Below are 17,126 nucleotides of genomic sequence, written 5' to 3'. Positions count from 1 at the left end.
CGCGGAATGTCGGACGAGCCAGCGACCCCACGACCGCCATCCCCGTCTAGCGAGCCGCGCCGGCGCGCGGTCAAGGCGGTCATCCCGGCCGCCGGTCTCGCCACCCGCTTCCTGCCCGCGACCAAGGCCGTACCCAAGGAGCTGCTGCCGGTCGTCGACCGGCCCGTCCTTCAGTACATCGTCGAAGAGGCGGCGGCCGCCGGCATCACCGACATCCTGTTGGTGACCGGCCGCGGCAAGACCTCGATGGTCGACCACTTCGACCGCCAGCCCTATCTGGAGAGCCGGCTCGAGGAGAAGGGCGACCTCGAACGCCTCGCGGCCGTCCGTCGACCGGCCGAGCTGGCCGAGATCTACACCTGCCGGCAGGGCGAGCCGCTCGGGCTCGGGCACGCGGTCGGCATGGCCGACTCGCACGTCGGCGACGACGCGTTCGCGGTGCTGCTCGGCGACGAGTTCGTCGACGAGGACGAGCCGTTGCTGCCGGCGATGCTCGACCTCCAGGCGCGCACCGGCGGGATCGTGCTGGCGTTCCTGGAGGTGCCGCGCGAAGAGGTCAAGCGCTACGGCATCGCCTCGGTCGCGCCGGCCGAGCCGGACCTGGTGCCCGGCGCCGAGGTGGTGAAGGTGACCGGCCTCGTCGAGAAGCCTTCGCCGGAGGACGCACCGAGCAACCTCGCCGTACTCGGCCGCTATGTCCTGCCTGGCAAGATTTTCGAGACCATCAAGCACACCAAGCCGGGCAGCGGCGGCGAGATCCAGCTCACCGACGCGATGCAGACGCTGCTCGACGAGGGCACGCCGGTCCACGGCATCGTCTACCGCGGCACCCGGTACGACACGGGAATGCCACTGGGTTATTTGCAGGCCGTAGTGCAGATCGCATGTCAGCGTGAAGACCTGGGCCCGGCGTTCCGTTCCTGGCTCGAAGAGTTCGTGCGAGCGGGAGGGGTCGGCTCATGACGCAGACAGCCGACGCGGAGGTAGCCGCCAGAGAACTGACACCGTTGGCCGACTATCTCGGCAGCGCGCTGCGGAGGCTGCGCGCACTACCACCGCTCGACCTCGAGCTCACCCAGGCGTACGGCAACGTGTTGGCGCAGGACGTCGTGGCACCGCATCCGTTCCCGGCCTTCGACCTCGCCTCGATCGACGGGTACGCCGCGCGCTGGGAAGACGTCGCCACCGCGGGCCGCGGCACCTCGGTGCGGCTCAACGTGATCGGCGACCTGTCCGCGTCGAGCTGGCGCCCGGTGCGGCTGACCCCTGGCACGTGCTTCTCGGTCGCCGCCGGTGCCCCGCTGCCCGGCGGTGCCGACGTGGTCGTCCCGATCAGTTGGACCGACCAGGGCATGGCCGCGGTCGAGATCTTCCAGCCGCCGAAGCGCGGCTCCGGCCTGCGCCGCGCCGGCGACGAGCTGGCCGCCGGCTCGACCCTGGGTCGGGCGGGCTCCACGATCACGCCGGCGCTCGTCGCGGCCTTCGCCGCCACCGGCATCGGACACGTGGTGGTCCGGTCCAGCCCGCGCGTGGTCATCATCGCCACCGGCGACGAGCTGGTCGAGGTCGGCCGAGGCAGCCAGCCGGGCCAGGTGGTCGACGCCAACTCGCACGCCCTGACCGCGGCGGCGGCCGAGGTGGGCGCGCTGGCCTACCGGGTCGGCATCTGCGACGACGACCCTGAGGGGCTGCGCGCGCTGCTGGAGGACCAGACGCTGCGGGCCGACCTGATCCTGACCACCGGCGGCACCGGCACCGGCCCGGGCGACATGGTGCGCCGCATCCTGTCCCGCCGCGACGGCGGGCGCACGGGACCCGTGGCATTCACCGAGGTGGCCCTCTACCCTGGCACCACGCTCGGATTCGGCACCGTCGGTGCGGAGGAGGTGCCCGTGGTCTGCCTGCCTGGTGACCCCGGCGCCGCCCTGATCGGTTTCGAGGTGCTGGCCCGCCCCGCGATCCAGCTCCTGGCCGGCGCCGAGCCGGTCTTCCGCCCGAGCGTGCGGGCGCACCTGCTCGACACGGTCACGTCGCCGGCCGGCCTGCGCGAGTTCCGCCCGGCCCACGTCGCCGAGCGCCGCGGTGGCGGCTACACGGTGCAGCCGCTGCACGGCGGCCCGTACACCCTGTCCGGCCTGATGGAGGCCAACGGCCTCGTGGTGCTCGGCGAGCGGGTCACCGCCGCGGCCGCCGGCTCCACAGTGGATGTTCTGCTGCTGGACAGACGCAAGTGATCCCACTCGGCGCCGCTCCGGGCTGGCCCGCCGTCCTACGTGACGGGCCGGTCCTGCTGCGCCCCTACCGCCGCTCGGACGCGGCGGCCTGGTCGGAGGTACGCCGAGCGAACCGGGCGTGGCTGGCTCCGTGGGAGCCGTCGGCGCCCGGCGACTGGAACGAGCTCAACTCGATCGCGGCGTACCGGTTCGTGCACCGCGACCAGCGCAAGTCGGCCCGGCGCGGTGAGAGCATGCCGTTCGCGGTGTGCCTCGAGGATCGCTTCGTCGGGCACATCAATCTTGGCAACGTCGTACGCCGGGCGTTCTGCTCGGCCTATGTGGGCTACTGGGTCGACGGCCGGATCGCCGGCCGCGCGGTGATCCCCACAGCGCTGGCGTTGGTCGTCGACCACGCCTTCCGCTACGGCGGCCTGCACCGCATCGAAGTCAACATCCGGCCGGAGAACAAGCCGTCCCGGCGGGTGGTCGAGAAGCTAGGTTTCCGCGAAGAGGCGTACCACCCGCGCTACATGCACATCGACGGCGCCTGGCGCGACCACATCGGATACGCGATGACCAGCGAGGAGGTCGTGGCCGAAGGCGGCCTGCTGGCCCGCTGGCACCGCGTACGCACCGCCACATCCTGATCTTGAGCAAGTCGGCGCGTTGCGCCACATTGTTCGGTGGCCGGCCGTAACCTCAAATTACGAATGTACGGCAACCTCATCAATCCGCATGATCGGGTTGTCACCGTATCTTGACGGGAGGGGTGAGGGTGCCGACCTCGGTGCTCCTCGCTGTCCTCGCCGCCGCCGGGCTGCTCGCTCTGGCACCGGCCCTCGTGCGCCGGTACGACGCCACCGAGCGATTGGTCGCGGAGAGGGCACTGTCGACGGCGCGCGTGTTGTCCCGCCGCCGCCGGCGTCGCACCGTGCCCGGCCGCCGCCCGATCCGCGGCAGCCGCGCGGTGGTCCCTCCGCTGCGCCCAGAAGTGCCGGTCTTTGCTCCCCCGGTCTCGGCGCCACCAGTCTCCGCGCCGCCGGCCGGCCGTCGTTCGCCCCGCCTACGCGCGGTGCCGCCGGGCGTCATGGCGCGCCCGTCCCGCCGCCAGCGCCCGGCCGCCCGCCGGCACGCGACCGCGATCTACCGCCGCCGCCGGGTCCTGGCCGCCCTGATCCTGCTCAACCTGGTCGAGCTCGTCGGCGTCTTCCTGGTCGGCCCGGGCTTCTGGGTCGGCGTCGCGGTGACCGGCACCCTGCTCTTCATCTATCTCGCTCACCTGCGCAGCCGGGCACTGGCCGACCGGGCCCGCCGCCGGCACCAGGCCCGCCGGGCGGCGTGGCTGGCCGCCCGCCAGGCCGAGGTCCGGGCCGAGCAGGCCCGGCGGGCGGAGCTCCGCCGGGAGCAGCAGCGGCGGCTGGCCGCCCAGCGCGAGGCCGTCCGCCGAGCCGCCATGGGCCTGGACCGCCCGGCCGACCTACCCCCGGCCGCGACAGGCTCGGTCTCCTACCGCAGGGCGGGCGGGTTGCGAGGCCGCCCTTACGAGGCGCGGCGCAGCAACACGGCTTAGGGGGTGTCTCGTGGATCAGGGTGGTGCTGCGGCGAGGTCCAGGCGGCGTCCGGGCGTGCGCGGAGAGTGGTCGGATACCGGTGTTGTATCTGGCCGCTCTTCGCGTGCGGTCGGTCGTCGTCTGGGCCCGGCGGAGTGCCGCCCTGATCCACGAGACACCCCCTAACCCTGGTTCGCTGTCCGGAGGGCCAACCTGTTAGCCTTATCGCCGGTTCGCCAGACGCAAGTTTGGCGGCGGGGCTGTGGCGCAGACCGGTAGCGCACCTCGTTCGCATCGAGGGGGTCAGGGGTTCAAATCCCCTCAGCTCCACCAACAGGCAACACGCTGTGCAGCAACTCACCCACGAGGTGCAGGTCGTCCAACTCGATTCCCTGCCCTTCTGGCACGGCGCGTACGACCCGCAATGATCTCCCCGCCTGATGGTCGAACCATCGACCGGCATGGCGACCGGCATCCTCCCGAAGCTGCGGCTCGCTGTTCGCCAACTGAGTGAGCACCGTCGGCCCGGCAACCGGGTCGAGACAGAGCCGGATGATGTCGAGAAGGTCCGTGGCCTCCTTCGCTCGGCCGCGGTTCATCACTGGCTGAAGCTTCATGGCGACGAGCGGTCCTGGTTCCGCAACGCCCACTGCCAGGTCAGGAACGCCGACCGCACGGATCGTCACCAGCGTGGCGCTGGCCGCTGCCCACGCGTGCGACAGCACGTGCAGACGATCGGTGGGGTCTTCCGGCAGCCGAGCGAGGTCGGCGTCCGTTACCTCCAGAATGTCCACCTGGACCTGCCCGACCGCGGTCGGCACCAGGACTCCGGCCGGACCGCTGCGCGACGCACCACTGGCCAGCAGCAGCTCGAGCTGTGCGGGCTCGTCGTCGCGCCGCCGGTGCACGGTGTCCAGGTCGGTGGTCGCTCGATACGGCCGACTCAGCCGGCAGACTACGGCGAGCCCACCCACGACGGTGACGTCGCGGCCGGTGCGTTCCGCGACAGCCGGTATGGCGAGGGCGAGTGCCGACATCGACGTGCCGGCCAGATCGACGACCGGCCGGGCGTCGCTACCAGACACGGGGACCTGCTTCCGCCGGCGGGGTCCAGCCCGCCAGGACCTCGCGCCCGCGTCCCGGATCGCTCGCCAGGTCCAGCGCGACGAACAAGGGCCGCGCGAGCGGCCAGGTCTCGCCCGGCCATTCGACGCGGCGGCCGCAGACCAAGGGAAAGGGAGCTACCCGAATCGTCGCGGCACGCGATTCGTGGTTCGGCGCCGCACCCAGCAACTGCAAGGCCCTGCGCAGAATGATCTGGTCGGGCACGTAGAAGTCCGGCGGGTGATCCGCCCTGATGCCGATGGGCGCGCCATACGCCGCAGCCGCGACGCTGTCTGTGAGCGCCCAGCCAGTCGTCGTCGCGACGTCGTCGCGCCCCAGCCGGAGCGCGTCATTGACCGGACCGGCCGTTCCTACCAAGGGCACCCGGCCTAGGTCCGCACGCATCGGCTTCCAGCGGTCGGCGAGTTGCCAGAACAGGTCGGGAACAACGGGCCTACGGTGCACGTCGACCAGGCCGGCGGTGCGCAGGTCGGAAATCGCCTTCGAGACCGTGCTCGCTGAGCGACCAAGAGTTCGCGCGATCTCGCGAACAGCTGACGGTTCACCGGGCTGCAGCAGCATGAGCGCCGCCACTTCTTCACTCACCCGGCCGGCGAGCGGCGGTGACTGGTCCGACAACGGTCCTAGCCTGGGCACATTCGCGTCGACGAACAGGCCCTCGGCTGCGAGGTGAAGGTGGCCGCGAAGGTCCAGCCAACCCCAGCCGGCGGTCCGAAGGATCTGCCGCGCCTGCTCGGTGATCCGGTCGGCAACGAGCACCCGGATGCCCGCATCTCGGCCTTCCCATTTGTCCAGCCGCTTTTCCAAGTCGGCCTCCGCGGCGAGTGACACCCGCTTGATCTGCACCGGGGTCCGGCCGCCGGCCGTGTTGACCAGGATCAGGTCAGCGCCGGAATCGGGTGCCGGATCCTCGACCACCAAGCCCACCGCCAGTGCGGCGTCCCGAAGCTCCTCGACGCCGTTCAACCCAGGGCCTGCACGCATGGCGCTCAGGGTACCGCGTTCGGTGTCCGGTCATTACCGAACACCGAACAGTCAGAGCAGGGTGAGCTGCTCCGGCTCCGGCGGTGTGGAGTCGGGGAGTTGGCGCGGCTCGAAGCTCTCCTGGCGGTCCAGGCCGTGGCGGCGGGCGGCCTGGCGTACCCGTGCGGTGATCTCGCGTCGGGTAGTCCTGCGGCAGGTTTCGGCAAGGCCAAGTCTCGGTGAGGCTGGGCCTTTTTCGGTCGCACGACGATAACAACGATGTTATCGTCTACCTCATGGGCTGGACCGTCTATGTGCATCCCGACGCCGAGGATGAGCTGTTGCGGTTGCCCGCGAAAGAGGAACGCTCGATGCTGCTCGCCATCGACAAGCTCAAGGCCATGGGCCGGGCATTGCCCCATCCCCATCGCAGCGATGTGCGGGGCACCGACGAGCCGCTCAGAGAACTGCGCCCGCGCCGCGGAGCTAGTCCATGGCGGGCGTTCTACCGCGACTACGACGCGCATAGCGTCGTCGGATCGATCGGGCCTGAGGCCGCGAAGGACAAACGCGGTTTTGATCAGGCCGTGGACGCCGCCGTCAAGCGGCTCGCGACGATTGAAGACTCTTGAACCGCCGGCCCAGCGACTGCCGGCCGCCACGACGTGAGGTGTGTGCCCGATGAAACTCACTGATCTCAAGACCTCCGACCAGATCGTGGCGGAGCGCCGTCGGAAGGATCCCGAGTTCCGCGAGGCGTGGGACCGGCTCGCCATCGCCCGGGAAATCGCTGTTCAGGTTGTGCGGTACCGCACCGACAACGACCTGAGCCAGCGCGATCTGGCCGAGCGGGTCGGCCTCAAGCAGCCCGCCGTCGCCCGACTAGAGAACGCCGAGATCCAACCGACGCTCGACACACTCGCCAAACTGACCAGGGCGACCGGGCTGGCGTTCGCCATCGGCGTCGCGGGCGGGGCGGTTCATCTGTTGCCATCGCACGTCGCCGACGCCGCCTGACCGTCAAAGCAGGGTGAGCTGCTCCGGCTCCGGCGGTGTGGAGTCGGGGAGTTGGCGCGACTCGAAGCTCTCCTGGCGGTCTAGGCCGTGGCGGCGGGCGGCCTGGCGTACCCGCGCCGTTATCTCGCGTTGGTAGTCCTTCGGCACGTAGGACCCCGCCCGATAGAGCTCCCGGTAGCGCGGCACCAGGTCCGGGAACTCGCGGCCCAGCCACTTCGCGTACCACTCGCGGGTGCCGGGCCTCAGGTGGAGCGAGATGCCGGTTACCCCGGCCGCCCCGGCCGCGGCCACCGATGCCACCGTGCGGTCGATGGACTCCTCGTTGTCGGTCAGGCCCGGCAGGATCGGGGCGACCAGGACCCCGACCCGGAAGCCCGCGTCCGTCAACCGGCGCACCGCGTCCAGGCGGCGCTGCGGGCTCGGGGTGCCTGGCTCGACCCGCCGCCACAGCTCCTCGTCGACGAAGCCGATCGAGAACGACAGGCCTACCGAGGTCACGGAAGCGGCCTGCCTCAATAACTCGAGGTCGCGGAGGATCAGGGTGCCTTTGGTCAGGATCGAGAACGGGTTGGCGAAGTCGCGCAGTGCCGACAGGATCTGGGGCATCAGCCGGTAGCGGCCCTCGGCCCGCTGGTAGACGTCGACGTTCGTGCCCATCGCGATGTGTTCGCCCTGCCAGCGGCGGGCCGAGAGTTCCTTGCGGACCAGGTCGCCGGCGTTCACCTTGACGATGATCTTGCTGTCGAAGTCGTGGCCCGGGTCCAGGTCGAGGTAGGTGTGTGTGTTGCGGGCGAAGCAGTTGTGGCTGACCACGCCGTTGGCGATGAAGTCGCCGGTGCCCGTGGTGATGTCGTAGAGCGGCAGGTCGACGCCGAGTGGCTCGACCTTGACCACGTCCAGCGGGACGTTGGACTTGAGGGCCAGGCCCTCGATCGAGCGCTTGCCCGTGGCCGCCGGGTCGGTGGTGTGCAGGAAGCGCAGCCGCGCGGCCAGGCCGCCGACGATCCGCACGTACCAACCCTTGGCGCCGCCGGTGCGGCGGACCGCGAAGTCGAAATCGAGCGCCCGCAGCGCCGCCGCGACCTGGTCGATCGTCTCGCGGTCGATGCTGCCGATCCGCAACGCGGTGCCATCGTGCGAGCCCTGCGCGTCGAAGACGCCGGCCAGGAAGCCCTTGCGCCAGTCGTCGCTGATGGACGCCGGGAAGACCATGCGACCCTCGGCCGCCAGCCGGGCCACCGACGGCGGCGCCTCGGCGAGGTAGCGGCGGGTGCGGTCGAGCGGCTCGCGGTCGGTGACGCTGAGGTCGCCGCGGCTCATGCCGCACAGGTAGCCGGCCCGGTAGTCGGTCGTGTCGGCCGGCGGCGCGGCGAACTGGCCGACTCCCATCAGCTTGTTGCCGCTGGTCAGGTGCGGGCGCTGGTCGGCGCCGCCCATCGAGCCGGTCACGTGCTTCCACCCGCGTTCGGTGAGGAAGCGGTGGTCGCCGCTGGCCACGAGCTCGGTGCCGTCGGCCAGGGTGACCCGGTAGCCCGGCTTGGTCGTGCGCCAGTGTGCGAGCACATCGGTGATCACGTAGCGCCGGTAGCTGCCGCTGCGGACCGTGCCGTAGATGCGGTCGCCGACCTTGAGGTCGCGCAGCGCGCGGGTGCGGCCGTCGGCCATCAGGATGCGGGTGTCGCCGTCAAGGCAGTAGGTGCAGGCGTGGCTGCAGCCCCGGTACGGGTTGATCGTCCAGTCGAAGCCCATCCGCGAGTTGCCGGGCACCCGATTGATGATCGACTTTGCGCGTACCTCGTAGAACGTCATGCCGGCGAAGCCGGGGGTGTCGAAGGTGCGGGCTACTGCGCCGGGCAGCGCCAGCGGCAGGGGTGGTGTCGCGGGCGCCGCCCGGTCAGGGACGACCGAGGCGGGGAGAGCCGACAGGTTGTCCCAACGCATTGCCTGATTCGAACACGTGTACGAGCAAGATTGCAAGCACCCTGCTCACAGACGCGAACAGGGCGCCCCGCGCGAAGCGGGACGCCCTGGTCGAAAGTTGGCTCAGTGCTCGTGGGAGGCGTGCTCCGCGAGCTGCTTGCGTACGTCTTCCATGTCCAGTTCGCGGACCTGGGAGATCAGTGACTCGACCGCGGACTCGGGCAGCGCGCCCGGCTGCGAGAAGACGATGACGCCGTCGCGAAGCGCCATTAGGGTCGGGATCGAGCGAATGTCGTAGCGGGCGGCCAGCTCGACCTGGGCCTCCGTGTCGACCTTGCCGAAGACGATGTCCTCGTGCTTGTCGCTCTGCTTGTCGTAGACCGGCGCGAACCGCAGACACGGCCCACACCAACTCGCCCAGAAGTCGACAAGAACGATGCCGTCACCGCCGGTGACCTTGTCAAAGTTCTCCGTGGTCAGCTCAACGGTCGCCATTGATCACTCCGATCGGTGCTGGTGCGTGCCCCACCTGAGGCATCCGTGGTTCATAACGACGCAGCGCCCCATGCCATTCCCCTCCGAACCCGGCCAGGGTCGGGCAAGGTGGCGGCGGTCACTTTGGCCACTCTGGAACCATTCAAGATCAGCATCGCGTACGGTGATGGGAGCGATTCCATACCGTGAGGTCCATCGTGCTGCCGCTATCCCTCGATCACTGTCGGGGCAAGGGAAAACGACACGGGTGACGAACGGTCCGAAAGTCGATCACTCTTACGATACGTAATGTTGCAGAACCATAACGGGTGACCCCCGTCACTTCCCGAAGGGTTTTCTGGTACCGGTTGGTCCGGCAAAATCGTAGGGACAAGCGTGGGCGGCGGGTGCCGGGGAGGGCCCCGCCGCTCATTGCGTCCGCACCATTTTTTGAGCCTGCCAACGCTGGGGCCTGCCGCCGTTAAAGTGCGGGCATGCGGTTCGGGCGCTATTTCGAAGAGTTCGAGGTCGGCGACGTCTACCGGCACTGGCCCGGCAAGACCGTCACCGAGGCCGACGACCACCTCTTCTGCCTGCTGACGATGAACCACCATCCGCTCCACCTGGACGCCCACTACGCCCAGACGTCCACGGAGTTCGGTCGCAACGTGGTGGTCGGCAACTACATCTACTCGCTGCTGCTCGGCATGTCGGTGGCCGACGTCAGCGGCAAGGCGATCGCCAACCTCGAGGTCGAGTCGCTGCGGCACGTCGCGCCGACCTTCCACGGCGACACCATCTACGGCGAGACGACGGTGCTCGACAAGCGGGAGTCCGGGTCGAAGCCCGACCGCGGAGTCGTCGCGGTGGAGACCCGCGGCTACAACCAGGACGGCACGATGGTCTGCGTCTTCCGCCGCAAGGTGATGGTGCCCAAGCGGGAGCACGCGACGAGTGTCGACGGACGGGACCCGGAGCGGCCGAGCTTTCCCGAGCCCATCACCCCCTAGAAACTGGCTGGTCGCGCTGGGCCAAATGCGGCATATGCTGACCTTGGGAGGTCGTTATGCCAAGCCAGCCCGCGCCCGGCGATCCGCTTTCGTACCAGTTGAAGTCAGCACTGCCGTTCCCCAACGTCGCGATCGACGTGTTCACCGCACAGGAATGGGAGCTGCTGGTGCGGCTGCCCGGGCGGGTGATCGTCGCGGCCACCCACACCGGTCGCCCGGGACGGTCGGTTCGTGAGGGGCTGGCGGGCCTGGACGCGATGGCAGCCGGCCGCGCCTTCGACAGCGACCTGGTCCGCGCGGTGGTCGCCGCCGTCTACGCCGAACGGTTGCCGAGCGTCCCCAGCCGCCCCGCCCGTGACCTGCTCGACGAGTGCCGGGACGCCGTCCGCGTCCTCGGCGATCGTGCCGATCCCGCTGACTCCGCCGCCTACCGGCAGTGGGTCCAGTCGATCGCCGCCCGCGTCTGCACCGGGGGTCGCGGGCCGGCCGTCGGTCAGCTCGGCCCGGGTGACCGCAGGTTCTTGGCCGACCTCGGGCACGCCCTGGGCATGGTCTGATCATCGGGCCGGCTTCCGCCCCGTCGTGCGTACCCCTCTAATCTGCCGATGTGGAAGCGGAGGGTGAGGTCGGGGTCGGGCCGTGGCCGGGTCCGTGGCCGGCCGATCCGAAATTCGACCCGGAGCTGTTGGAAGCCGGCGACCGGCGCAACGTCGTCGACCGCTACCGCTACTGGCGGCACGAGGCGGTGGTGGCCGACCTTGATCTGCGTCGGCACGACTTCCACGTGGCCATCGAGAACTGGCAACACGACTTCAACATCGGCACCGTGGTGCGCAACGCCAACGCGTTCCTGGCCGCCGAGGTGCACGTGGTCGGCAACCGGCGGTGGAACCGGCGGGGCGCGATGGTGACCGATCGGTATCAGCACGTCCGCCACCATCCGACGATCGAGGAGTTCGTGGCCTGGGCGCACGCGGCGGACCTGCCCGTGATCGGGATCGACAACCTGCCCGGTTCGCGCCCGCTGGAGACGGTGATCGTGCCGCGCCGGTGCGTGCTGCTCTTCGGCCAGGAGGGTCCGGGCCTTTCCGAGACCGCCCGTGGCGCCTGCGACCAGCTCTTCTCGATCGCCCAGTACGGCTCCACCCGGTCCATCAACGCGGGCGTGGCCAGTGGCATCGCCATGCACGCCTGGATCCGGACGTACGGGGAGCCACCGCCCTCGTAAGGCTGACCGAAACAGCCGGAATGCTTGACTCGCCACCCGCACCGCGAGGAACGTAACGGACGTGGGCATGTCGGTGAGTTGCCCGAGGTGCGGTGGTGCGGTGCGGCCACCGGACCTGATGCGCGACTGGCGGTGTGACGGGTGCGGAGACGTCCCTCCGTTGCACATCGCCGACCACAACAACGCCGAGATCGTGAAGAGCGTGGTCAACTCGATCACCACCGGGCGCTCGTCGGTGCCGCTCTGGTGCACCTGGCCCCTGCTGCTCGACTGGACCGTGACCGGGGTCGCCTGGGCGGGTGACGACCATTCAGGTGTACGCGCGGCGGCGCTGGCGTGCAGCGGACCCGCGCCGTTCGGCGGCGGCCCCGCCGACCTGGTGATCGTCGCCGAGGAGCCGGGAGTGGGGCTGGGCAACCGGTTCGCCGGCGTACGCGGCAGCGATCCCGGCGCCCACCTGGTCCGCGACCTCACCTCGGTCTCGGCGGACCCCGGGCCGGGCCAGGCGACCGGCGCGCATGCCAAGATCAAAGTGGACGGACATCCGACTCCACTGTGGTCGATCTCCACGGCCGAGGATCGCAGCGCGTACGTCGGTGAGGCGCGCGGAATGTGGCTTTATGCCATAGCTTGGCCAGCACACGCCGGGTACGTTCTCGCAGAAGACGTGATGTTGCACGATCTTTGTGAATGGTTGCCCCCGGAACTCGTGTACGGTGCTCCTTCTCCGTACCTGCATGGGCTCGCCTGAGCGGGGCGTTCCCGCTTGTGCGGATTGTGCGCAGTTCATTCAACCTGAGCGCAACGACTGATACGCTGAGTCCTGCCGCGGCAAGTTGCCGGCGCCGCGACAGAGGGGGTTGGGCCGCAATGCTCAAGAAGATCCTCACTTGGGGTGGAATCGCCTTCCTCGTTTTCTTCATTGCGTTCCGACCTAACGAGTCGGCCGATGTCTTCAAGAACATCGGTGGCGGCATCATGGATGTCGCGGAAGGCTTCGGCGACTTCTTCACGAGCCTCGTCGCCTAGGCGCCACAGTCACCTATGGGCCGACCGTCCGCACCTTCTCCAGACCCTGACGAGTCCGATCGCGACCGTTGGGCGCGCGATGACGTGCCCCCGGTCGACGAGGGCCCGGGCTACAGCGACGGCCCCGCCTACTCACCCAGCGCGGGCTACGCCCAGGGCGCTGGGTTCGGCGACTCGGCCGACTACGCGCACGGTGAGACCACGGCCCGGCAGCGCACGGCCGGCGGCTACACCGCGACCGAGATCTCCGAAGAGGAGTTGGCCGGGCTCCAGGTCGACGCGTCCGGCCTGCCGCTGGGCCCGCGCCGGGTGCTCCCGCTCGAAGACGAGCCGACCCCGCTGGTCTCGCGCTACCTCTTCCCGACGGAGCGCTACCGGGGCGAGTGGAAGCGGCACTGGATCCACCTGAGCACGCCGCTCTTGGTGATCATCGTGGCCACCTTCGTGCTCGGTTACCTGTCGGGCTTCCTGTTCCGGCAGGAGGCCGCCGGCATGACCACCGCCGCCATCCTGGTCTGGGTGGCGATTTTCGGGTGGGTCGCCTGGAAGGTCGGCGACTGGTATTTCGACCGGTTCATCCTGACCAACAAGCGGGTCATGGTGGTCAGCGGGATCATCACCCGCCGGGTCGCGATGATGCCGCTGCTGCGGGTGACCGACATGAAATACGAACAGTCGCCATTGGGCCGCGCGCTCAACTACGGCACGTTCGTGCTCGAGTCCGCGGGCCAGGAGCAGGCACTGCGCGAGATCAAGCACCTGCCGAACCCCAACGAGCTCTACCTCCGCGTCGTCGAGGAGATGTACGAGCCGCAGGCGGTCGAAGCCCGGCTCGGCAAGGACTCCGACGAGGCCCGCGCCGACGACGGCGCATAGGCCCTGTTTCGTATCTGGGGTCGAGGCGAGGCGGAGTCCAGGTGTCGTCTGGGTGTGCGGCGGCTTTGCCCGGATACCGGTGTTGTATCCGGGTGAAGGTGCCGTGCGGCCAGACGACACCTGGGCCCGCCGCAGCCCGGCCTCAGATACGAAACAGGGCCTAACGACGGTTGCCGATTAGTCGTTACTCGGCGACCGTTCGCCCCGTAGACCCCACCCATGCGCGTGTGTAAGTCTGCACCCACGCGTACCCGAGGGAGGGCGTCCGGTGACGGACAGGCAGTCGGTCGAAGACGACTTCCGGGAGTTCGTCGCCGCCCGTTCGCCGGCCCTGTTGCGCACCGCCTACCTGCTGACCGGTGACTGGGCCACCGCCGAGGACCTGCTGCAGACGGCCCTCACCAAGATCTATCTGGCCTGGCGGCGCCTCGGTGAGATCGAAGCCGTCGAGCCGTACGCCCGCCGGGTCCTGGTCAACACGTCGATCAGTTGGTGGCGCCGGCGTTGGCACGGCGAACGCCCGACCGAGGTGCTGCCCGAGCGGGCCGTAGCCGACCGGGTCGACGAACAGCTCGAACGGGACGCGCTGTGGCGGCACGTGCAGGCGCTGCCCGCCCGCCAGCGAGCGGTGCTGGTGCTGCGCTTCTACGAGGACATGTCCGAGGCGCAGACCGCCGCCATCCTCGACATCTCCACCGGCACGGTGAAGAGCCAGACGTCCCGGGCCCTGAGCACCCTGCGCGGCCGGCTCGGTGCCGAACGCGCCGCGGAGCAGGCCCGGGTCGACGAGCTGGCCGCGGCCCAGTCCGGGCCGCCCCCGATCCCCCGGCAGGCACCGGCGCCACCGCGCCCGGTGCGTGCCCCCGCCCCCCGCATTCCCGCGCCGGCGGGAGGAGTTGAGGGGCGCTGATGCTCGAAGAAAGATTGCGCGAAGCCTTCCAGGACCGGGTCGAGCTGACGCCGGCCGGCACCGACCGCGCCGACCAGATCATCCGCCGCACCGGTCGCGGCCGGCGGTGGCGCCGCGTGGGCACCTCGCTCGCGGCGGTCCTGGCGTTCGCGCTGCTGCTCGGTGGCGCGCTCGGCTGGCAACTGCTGCGTACGACGCGCACCGGCTATGACCCCTCGGTCCTCTCGGCCGACCCCACCGCGCTGCCCGAGCCTCTGGTGACGGCGTCGATCAACCCGCACGACGTCGCCAGTCTCGGCCTCGACCTGCGGATCGGCGACCTGCTGTGGACCACCGACGGCCGCCGCCTCGACCTGGGCGCCCACGGCGACGTCGAAAGCGTCTACCGGGTGCCGGCCGGCTGGCTCTACGGCAACGCGAGCGGAGGCGTCTACCTCCAGCCCGTCGACGGGCGGTCGGTGGAGATCGCTCCGGAGGGCAGCCGCTGGACTGTCGGCGACGACGGTCAGCGCATCGCCGTCGTGACCGACAACCAGTTGACCATGGCCGACCTGACCCGCGAGGGCACCACACGCCTCGGCGTCGTCAACGTGCCGGCCGACACCGCGCCGACCGCCCTGCTCGGCGACCGGGTGCTGGCCACGGGCAAGGTGTCCAGCGGCCGGGGCTACGAGTTCGTGAGCGTCGTCAACCAGTCAGGTTGGGCCGACCCCGCCTGGAACCCGGCCGTGTCCGGCGTCCTCGGCACCCGCAGCGACGCCGCCGTCGGGTTGGCCTGGACGGCCGGCGAGAAGCAGCTCTGCCTGGCCTCGCTGCGCCCCGGCAGTCCGGGCATGTCGGTAACCATGACCGAGCTCTGCGGATTCGAGTCGCCCGGCGAGGGCATCACGAACAACCTCTCCCCCGACGGTGGCTGGCTGGCCGAGCCGGCTGGTGACCAGTTGCGCCTGCTCAACGTCGACAACGCCCTGATCGGCACTCCGACGGTGAAGGTGTGCGCGGCGGCCGGCGTACGCGCGCCGATCTGGATCGACAACCGCACGGTCGTCGCGTCGTACGACGACGGGGTGGTCCGTTGCCAGACCGACGGCACGCGCAAGCTGCTCGAGGTGCCCGCCGCGGCCGGCAGCAGCTGGGGCCTGGTGCCCCGCCTGGGCTCGACCGACCACTGACCCCGGTAGCGTCTGCGGCGATGGACAGCCGCATTGACCTGCACGCGCACTCGACCGCGAGCGACGGGACGCTGACCCCGACCGAGCTGATGTCGGCGGCGGCCACCGCCGGGCTCGACGTGGTCGCGATCACCGACCACGACACGACCGCCGGCTGGGCCGCCGCGGCGGACGCGCGACCGCCCGGCCTGGCACTCGTGCGTGGCGCCGAGCTTTCCTGCCGGTGGTACGGGGCTCGACAGCCGATCTCCCTGCACCTGCTGGCGTACCTGTTCGACCCGACGCACCCCGACCTCGTGGCGGCGCTGACCCGGGTGCGGGCGTCGCGCGAGGTGCGGGCCGAGCGGATCATCTCGCTGCTGCGGGCCGACGGCTATGACGTGACCTGGGACGAGGTGCTGCGCTTCGCCGACGGCGGCTCGGTCGGTCGCCCGCACATCGCGCAGGCGCTGATCCGGGCCGGGCTGGTCTCCTCGACCGCCGCCGCGTTCGCGCCGGAGTGGCTGGGGCAGCGTTATCGCGTACCCAAGGAGGAGATCGACGTCTTCGAAGCGGTGCGGCTCGTCCGGGCGGCCGGCGGGGTCACGGTCTTCGCGCATCCTCGGGCGACGCGGCGCGGTCGGATCGTCTCGGACGACCTGATCGTGTCGCTTTCGGCCGCCGGGCTTTTCGGGTTGGAGGCGGACCATACGGACCACTCGCCTTCGGAACGTTCGCATGTGCAGGCGCTGGCGTCGTCTCTCGGGCTCGCCGTGACCGGATCGTCCGATTTTCACGGCACGCACAAGGTGGTCGGGCTTGGGGCCGAGACCACGGCGCCTGCTGTTTTTGAGCGTCTCGTGGCCGCCTCATCAGGAAAGACACCCGTGCTTGGCTGACGCGAACGCCCTTCGCCTAACGTGTCCGCGTGGATCTGAAGGTATTCGGCGAGGTCGTCGTCACACTCCTGGTGATCATGGATCCGCCGGGAATGGTGCCGATCTTCGTCGCGATGACCGGCACGATGGCACCGCGCGACCGGCACCGCGCCGCCTGGCAGGCGGTGTGCCTGGCGCTCGGCGTGATCATCCTGTTCGCGGTGGCCGGCCAGAACATCCTCGAATACCTGCACGTCGACCTGCCGGCCCTGCAGGGCGCCGGCGGCCTGCTGCTCATCATGATCGCGTTGGAGCTGCTGACCGGGAAGACGGACGGCCCGACCGACCACTCGACGTCGAACATCGCGCTGGTGCCACTGGGCACGCCGCTGCTGGCCGGCCCGGGCGCGATCGTCGCGACAATGCTGTTCGTCCAGCGGGCCGACGGCGCGTCGGACTACGTGGCGGTCTACTCAGGCATCATCGCCGCGATGCTGGTGGTCTGGCTCGTACTGCGTTACTGCGGTGTCGTGGTCAAGGTCCTTCGCCCCGGCGGCATCGAGGTGCTCACCCGCATTGCCGGTCTCCTGCTGGCCGCGATCGCCGTCCAGTTGATCGCGGACGCGGTCTTCGCCTTCGTCGACTCGTACCGGGCTGGGGGAGGGTGACCGTCCGGGGTTGTCGTACCCGGATGGGAGGATTCTCCCGTGCGCAGGCCAACCTCCTCCCCCACCGGCCGGGCCCCGGCACCGCGCTCCGAGCAGCTCGGCTTCGCCGGC

Annotated in this window: 20 protein-coding genes and 1 tRNA gene; 17 read left to right on the top strand and 4 right to left on the bottom strand. The window is 70.0% G+C overall.

From position 1 onward, the window contains the following. Nucleotides 1–6: 6 nt before the first annotated feature. The 5 genes from BLV39_RS14915 to BLV39_RS14895 all read left to right on the top strand — a co-directional run bounded on the left by BLV39_RS14915 (nt 7) and on the right by BLV39_RS14895 (nt 4,099). The gene (locus tag BLV39_RS14915; RefSeq protein ID WP_090791880.1) at nt 7–963 is read left to right on the top strand and encodes a UTP--glucose-1-phosphate uridylyltransferase; all 957 of its coding nucleotides are present in this window, start codon (nt 7–9) and stop codon (nt 961–963) included. After that, nucleotides 960–2,234, top strand: a complete 1,275-nt coding sequence (locus BLV39_RS14910; RefSeq protein WP_090791877.1) for a molybdopterin molybdotransferase MoeA — start codon at nt 960–962, stop codon at nt 2,232–2,234. Before BLV39_RS14915 ends, BLV39_RS14910 begins: the two co-directional genes overlap by 4 nt. Next, nucleotides 2,234–2,863, top strand: coding sequence for a GNAT family N-acetyltransferase (locus BLV39_RS14905; protein ID WP_090797307.1), 630 nt, complete (start codon nt 2,234–2,236; stop codon nt 2,861–2,863). Before BLV39_RS14910 ends, BLV39_RS14905 begins: the two co-directional genes overlap by 1 nt. A 128-nt stretch (nt 2,864–2,991) precedes the next feature. Next, nucleotides 2,992–3,786, top strand: coding sequence for a divisome protein SepX/GlpR (sepX, locus tag BLV39_RS14900; RefSeq protein ID WP_090791875.1), 795 nt, complete (start codon nt 2,992–2,994; stop codon nt 3,784–3,786). Nucleotides 3,787–4,022: 236 nt separating this feature from the next. Then, a tRNA-Ala gene (locus BLV39_RS14895) sits at nt 4,023–4,099 on the top strand. Here the strand turns inward: BLV39_RS14895 and BLV39_RS14890 are convergent. Next, complete coding sequence (locus BLV39_RS14890; protein WP_090791872.1) at nt 4,078–4,851, bottom strand: hypothetical protein; 774 nt, start codon at nt 4,849–4,851, stop codon at nt 4,078–4,080. The genes BLV39_RS14895 and BLV39_RS14890 overlap by 22 nt on opposite strands. After that, nucleotides 4,841–5,875, bottom strand: coding sequence for a MarR family transcriptional regulator (locus BLV39_RS14885; RefSeq protein ID WP_143049768.1), 1,035 nt, complete (start codon nt 5,873–5,875; stop codon nt 4,841–4,843). The genes BLV39_RS14890 and BLV39_RS14885 overlap by 11 nt, the downstream gene beginning before the upstream one ends. A gap of 275 nt (nt 5,876–6,150) precedes the next feature. Here BLV39_RS14885 and BLV39_RS14880 point away from each other — a divergent pair, with 275 nt between their 5' ends. Both BLV39_RS14880 and BLV39_RS14875 read left to right on the top strand, forming a co-directional pair. Then, nucleotides 6,151–6,486, top strand: a complete 336-nt coding sequence (locus tag BLV39_RS14880; protein WP_143049767.1) for a type II toxin-antitoxin system RelE/ParE family toxin — start codon at nt 6,151–6,153, stop codon at nt 6,484–6,486. A 49-nt stretch (nt 6,487–6,535) separates the two neighbouring features. Next, nucleotides 6,536–6,871 (top strand): helix-turn-helix domain-containing protein, encoded by a 336-nt coding sequence (locus tag BLV39_RS14875; RefSeq protein ID WP_090791864.1) that lies wholly within the window; start codon nt 6,536–6,538, stop codon nt 6,869–6,871. Nucleotides 6,872–6,874: 3 nt separating this feature from the next. Here BLV39_RS14875 and BLV39_RS14870 read toward each other — a convergent pair whose 3' ends face one another. Beyond that, nucleotides 6,875–8,812: an intein-containing Rv2578c family radical SAM protein gene (locus BLV39_RS14870; protein WP_090791860.1), complete on the bottom strand. Its 1,938-nt coding sequence runs from the start codon at nt 8,810–8,812 to the stop codon at nt 6,875–6,877. A 102-nt stretch (nt 8,813–8,914) separates the two neighbouring features. Beyond that, entirely contained in the window at nt 8,915–9,286 is a 372-nt protein-coding gene (locus BLV39_RS14865; protein WP_090791857.1) for a thioredoxin family protein, read from the bottom strand. A gap of 473 nt (nt 9,287–9,759) precedes the next feature. On the opposite strand from BLV39_RS14865, the gene BLV39_RS14860 reads away from it, so the two are divergent. The 10 genes from BLV39_RS14860 to BLV39_RS14820 all read left to right on the top strand — a co-directional run bounded on the left by BLV39_RS14860 (nt 9,760) and on the right by BLV39_RS14820 (nt 17,015). Further along, a complete protein-coding gene (locus BLV39_RS14860) occupies nt 9,760–10,275 on the top strand; it encodes a MaoC family dehydratase (RefSeq protein WP_090791854.1) in 516 nt (171 codons plus the stop codon). 56 nt (nt 10,276–10,331) lie between these two features. Beyond that, nucleotides 10,332–10,832 (top strand): hypothetical protein, encoded by a 501-nt coding sequence (locus BLV39_RS14855; RefSeq protein ID WP_090791852.1) that lies wholly within the window; start codon nt 10,332–10,334, stop codon nt 10,830–10,832. Nucleotides 10,833–10,882: 50 nt separating this feature from the next. Beyond that, nucleotides 10,883–11,503 (top strand): TrmH family RNA methyltransferase, encoded by a 621-nt coding sequence (locus tag BLV39_RS14850; protein WP_090791850.1) that lies wholly within the window; start codon nt 10,883–10,885, stop codon nt 11,501–11,503. Nucleotides 11,504–11,570: 67 nt separating this feature from the next. Beyond that, entirely contained in the window at nt 11,571–12,254 is a 684-nt protein-coding gene (locus tag BLV39_RS14845; protein ID WP_308442682.1) for a DUF6758 family protein, read from the top strand. A 119-nt stretch (nt 12,255–12,373) separates the two neighbouring features. Continuing rightward, on the top strand, nt 12,374–12,532 hold the full coding sequence (locus tag BLV39_RS42990) for a hypothetical protein (RefSeq protein WP_176984925.1): 159 nt from the start codon (nt 12,374–12,376) through the stop codon (nt 12,530–12,532). Nucleotides 12,533–12,547: 15 nt separating this feature from the next. Then, complete coding sequence (locus BLV39_RS14840) at nt 12,548–13,408, top strand: PH domain-containing protein (protein WP_090791847.1); 861 nt, start codon at nt 12,548–12,550, stop codon at nt 13,406–13,408. 268 nt (nt 13,409–13,676) lie between these two features. Further along, a complete protein-coding gene (locus BLV39_RS14835) occupies nt 13,677–14,318 on the top strand; it encodes a SigE family RNA polymerase sigma factor (RefSeq protein ID WP_090791845.1) in 642 nt (213 codons plus the stop codon). Then, nucleotides 14,318–15,490 carry a hypothetical protein gene (locus BLV39_RS14830; RefSeq protein ID WP_143049766.1) on the top strand — a complete coding sequence of 391 codons (1,173 nt, stop codon included), beginning with the start codon at nt 14,318–14,320 and terminating at the stop codon, nt 15,488–15,490. The genes BLV39_RS14835 and BLV39_RS14830 overlap by 1 nt, the downstream gene beginning before the upstream one ends. A 20-nt stretch (nt 15,491–15,510) precedes the next feature. Then, a complete protein-coding gene (locus BLV39_RS14825) occupies nt 15,511–16,368 on the top strand; it encodes a PHP domain-containing protein (protein WP_090791840.1) in 858 nt (285 codons plus the stop codon). A gap of 29 nt (nt 16,369–16,397) precedes the next feature. After that, the gene (locus BLV39_RS14820) at nt 16,398–17,015 is read left to right on the top strand and encodes a MarC family protein (RefSeq protein ID WP_090791837.1); all 618 of its coding nucleotides are present in this window, start codon (nt 16,398–16,400) and stop codon (nt 17,013–17,015) included. The last annotated feature ends 111 nt before the right edge of the window (nt 17,016–17,126 follow it).

The sequence above is a fragment of the Asanoa ishikariensis genome, from assembly GCF_900107455.1.
Taxonomy (GTDB): Bacteria; Actinomycetota; Actinomycetes; order Mycobacteriales; family Micromonosporaceae; genus Asanoa; species Asanoa ishikariensis.
Note: the sequence above shows the minus strand (reverse complement) of the source record. Positions and strands in the feature narration are given on the sequence as shown.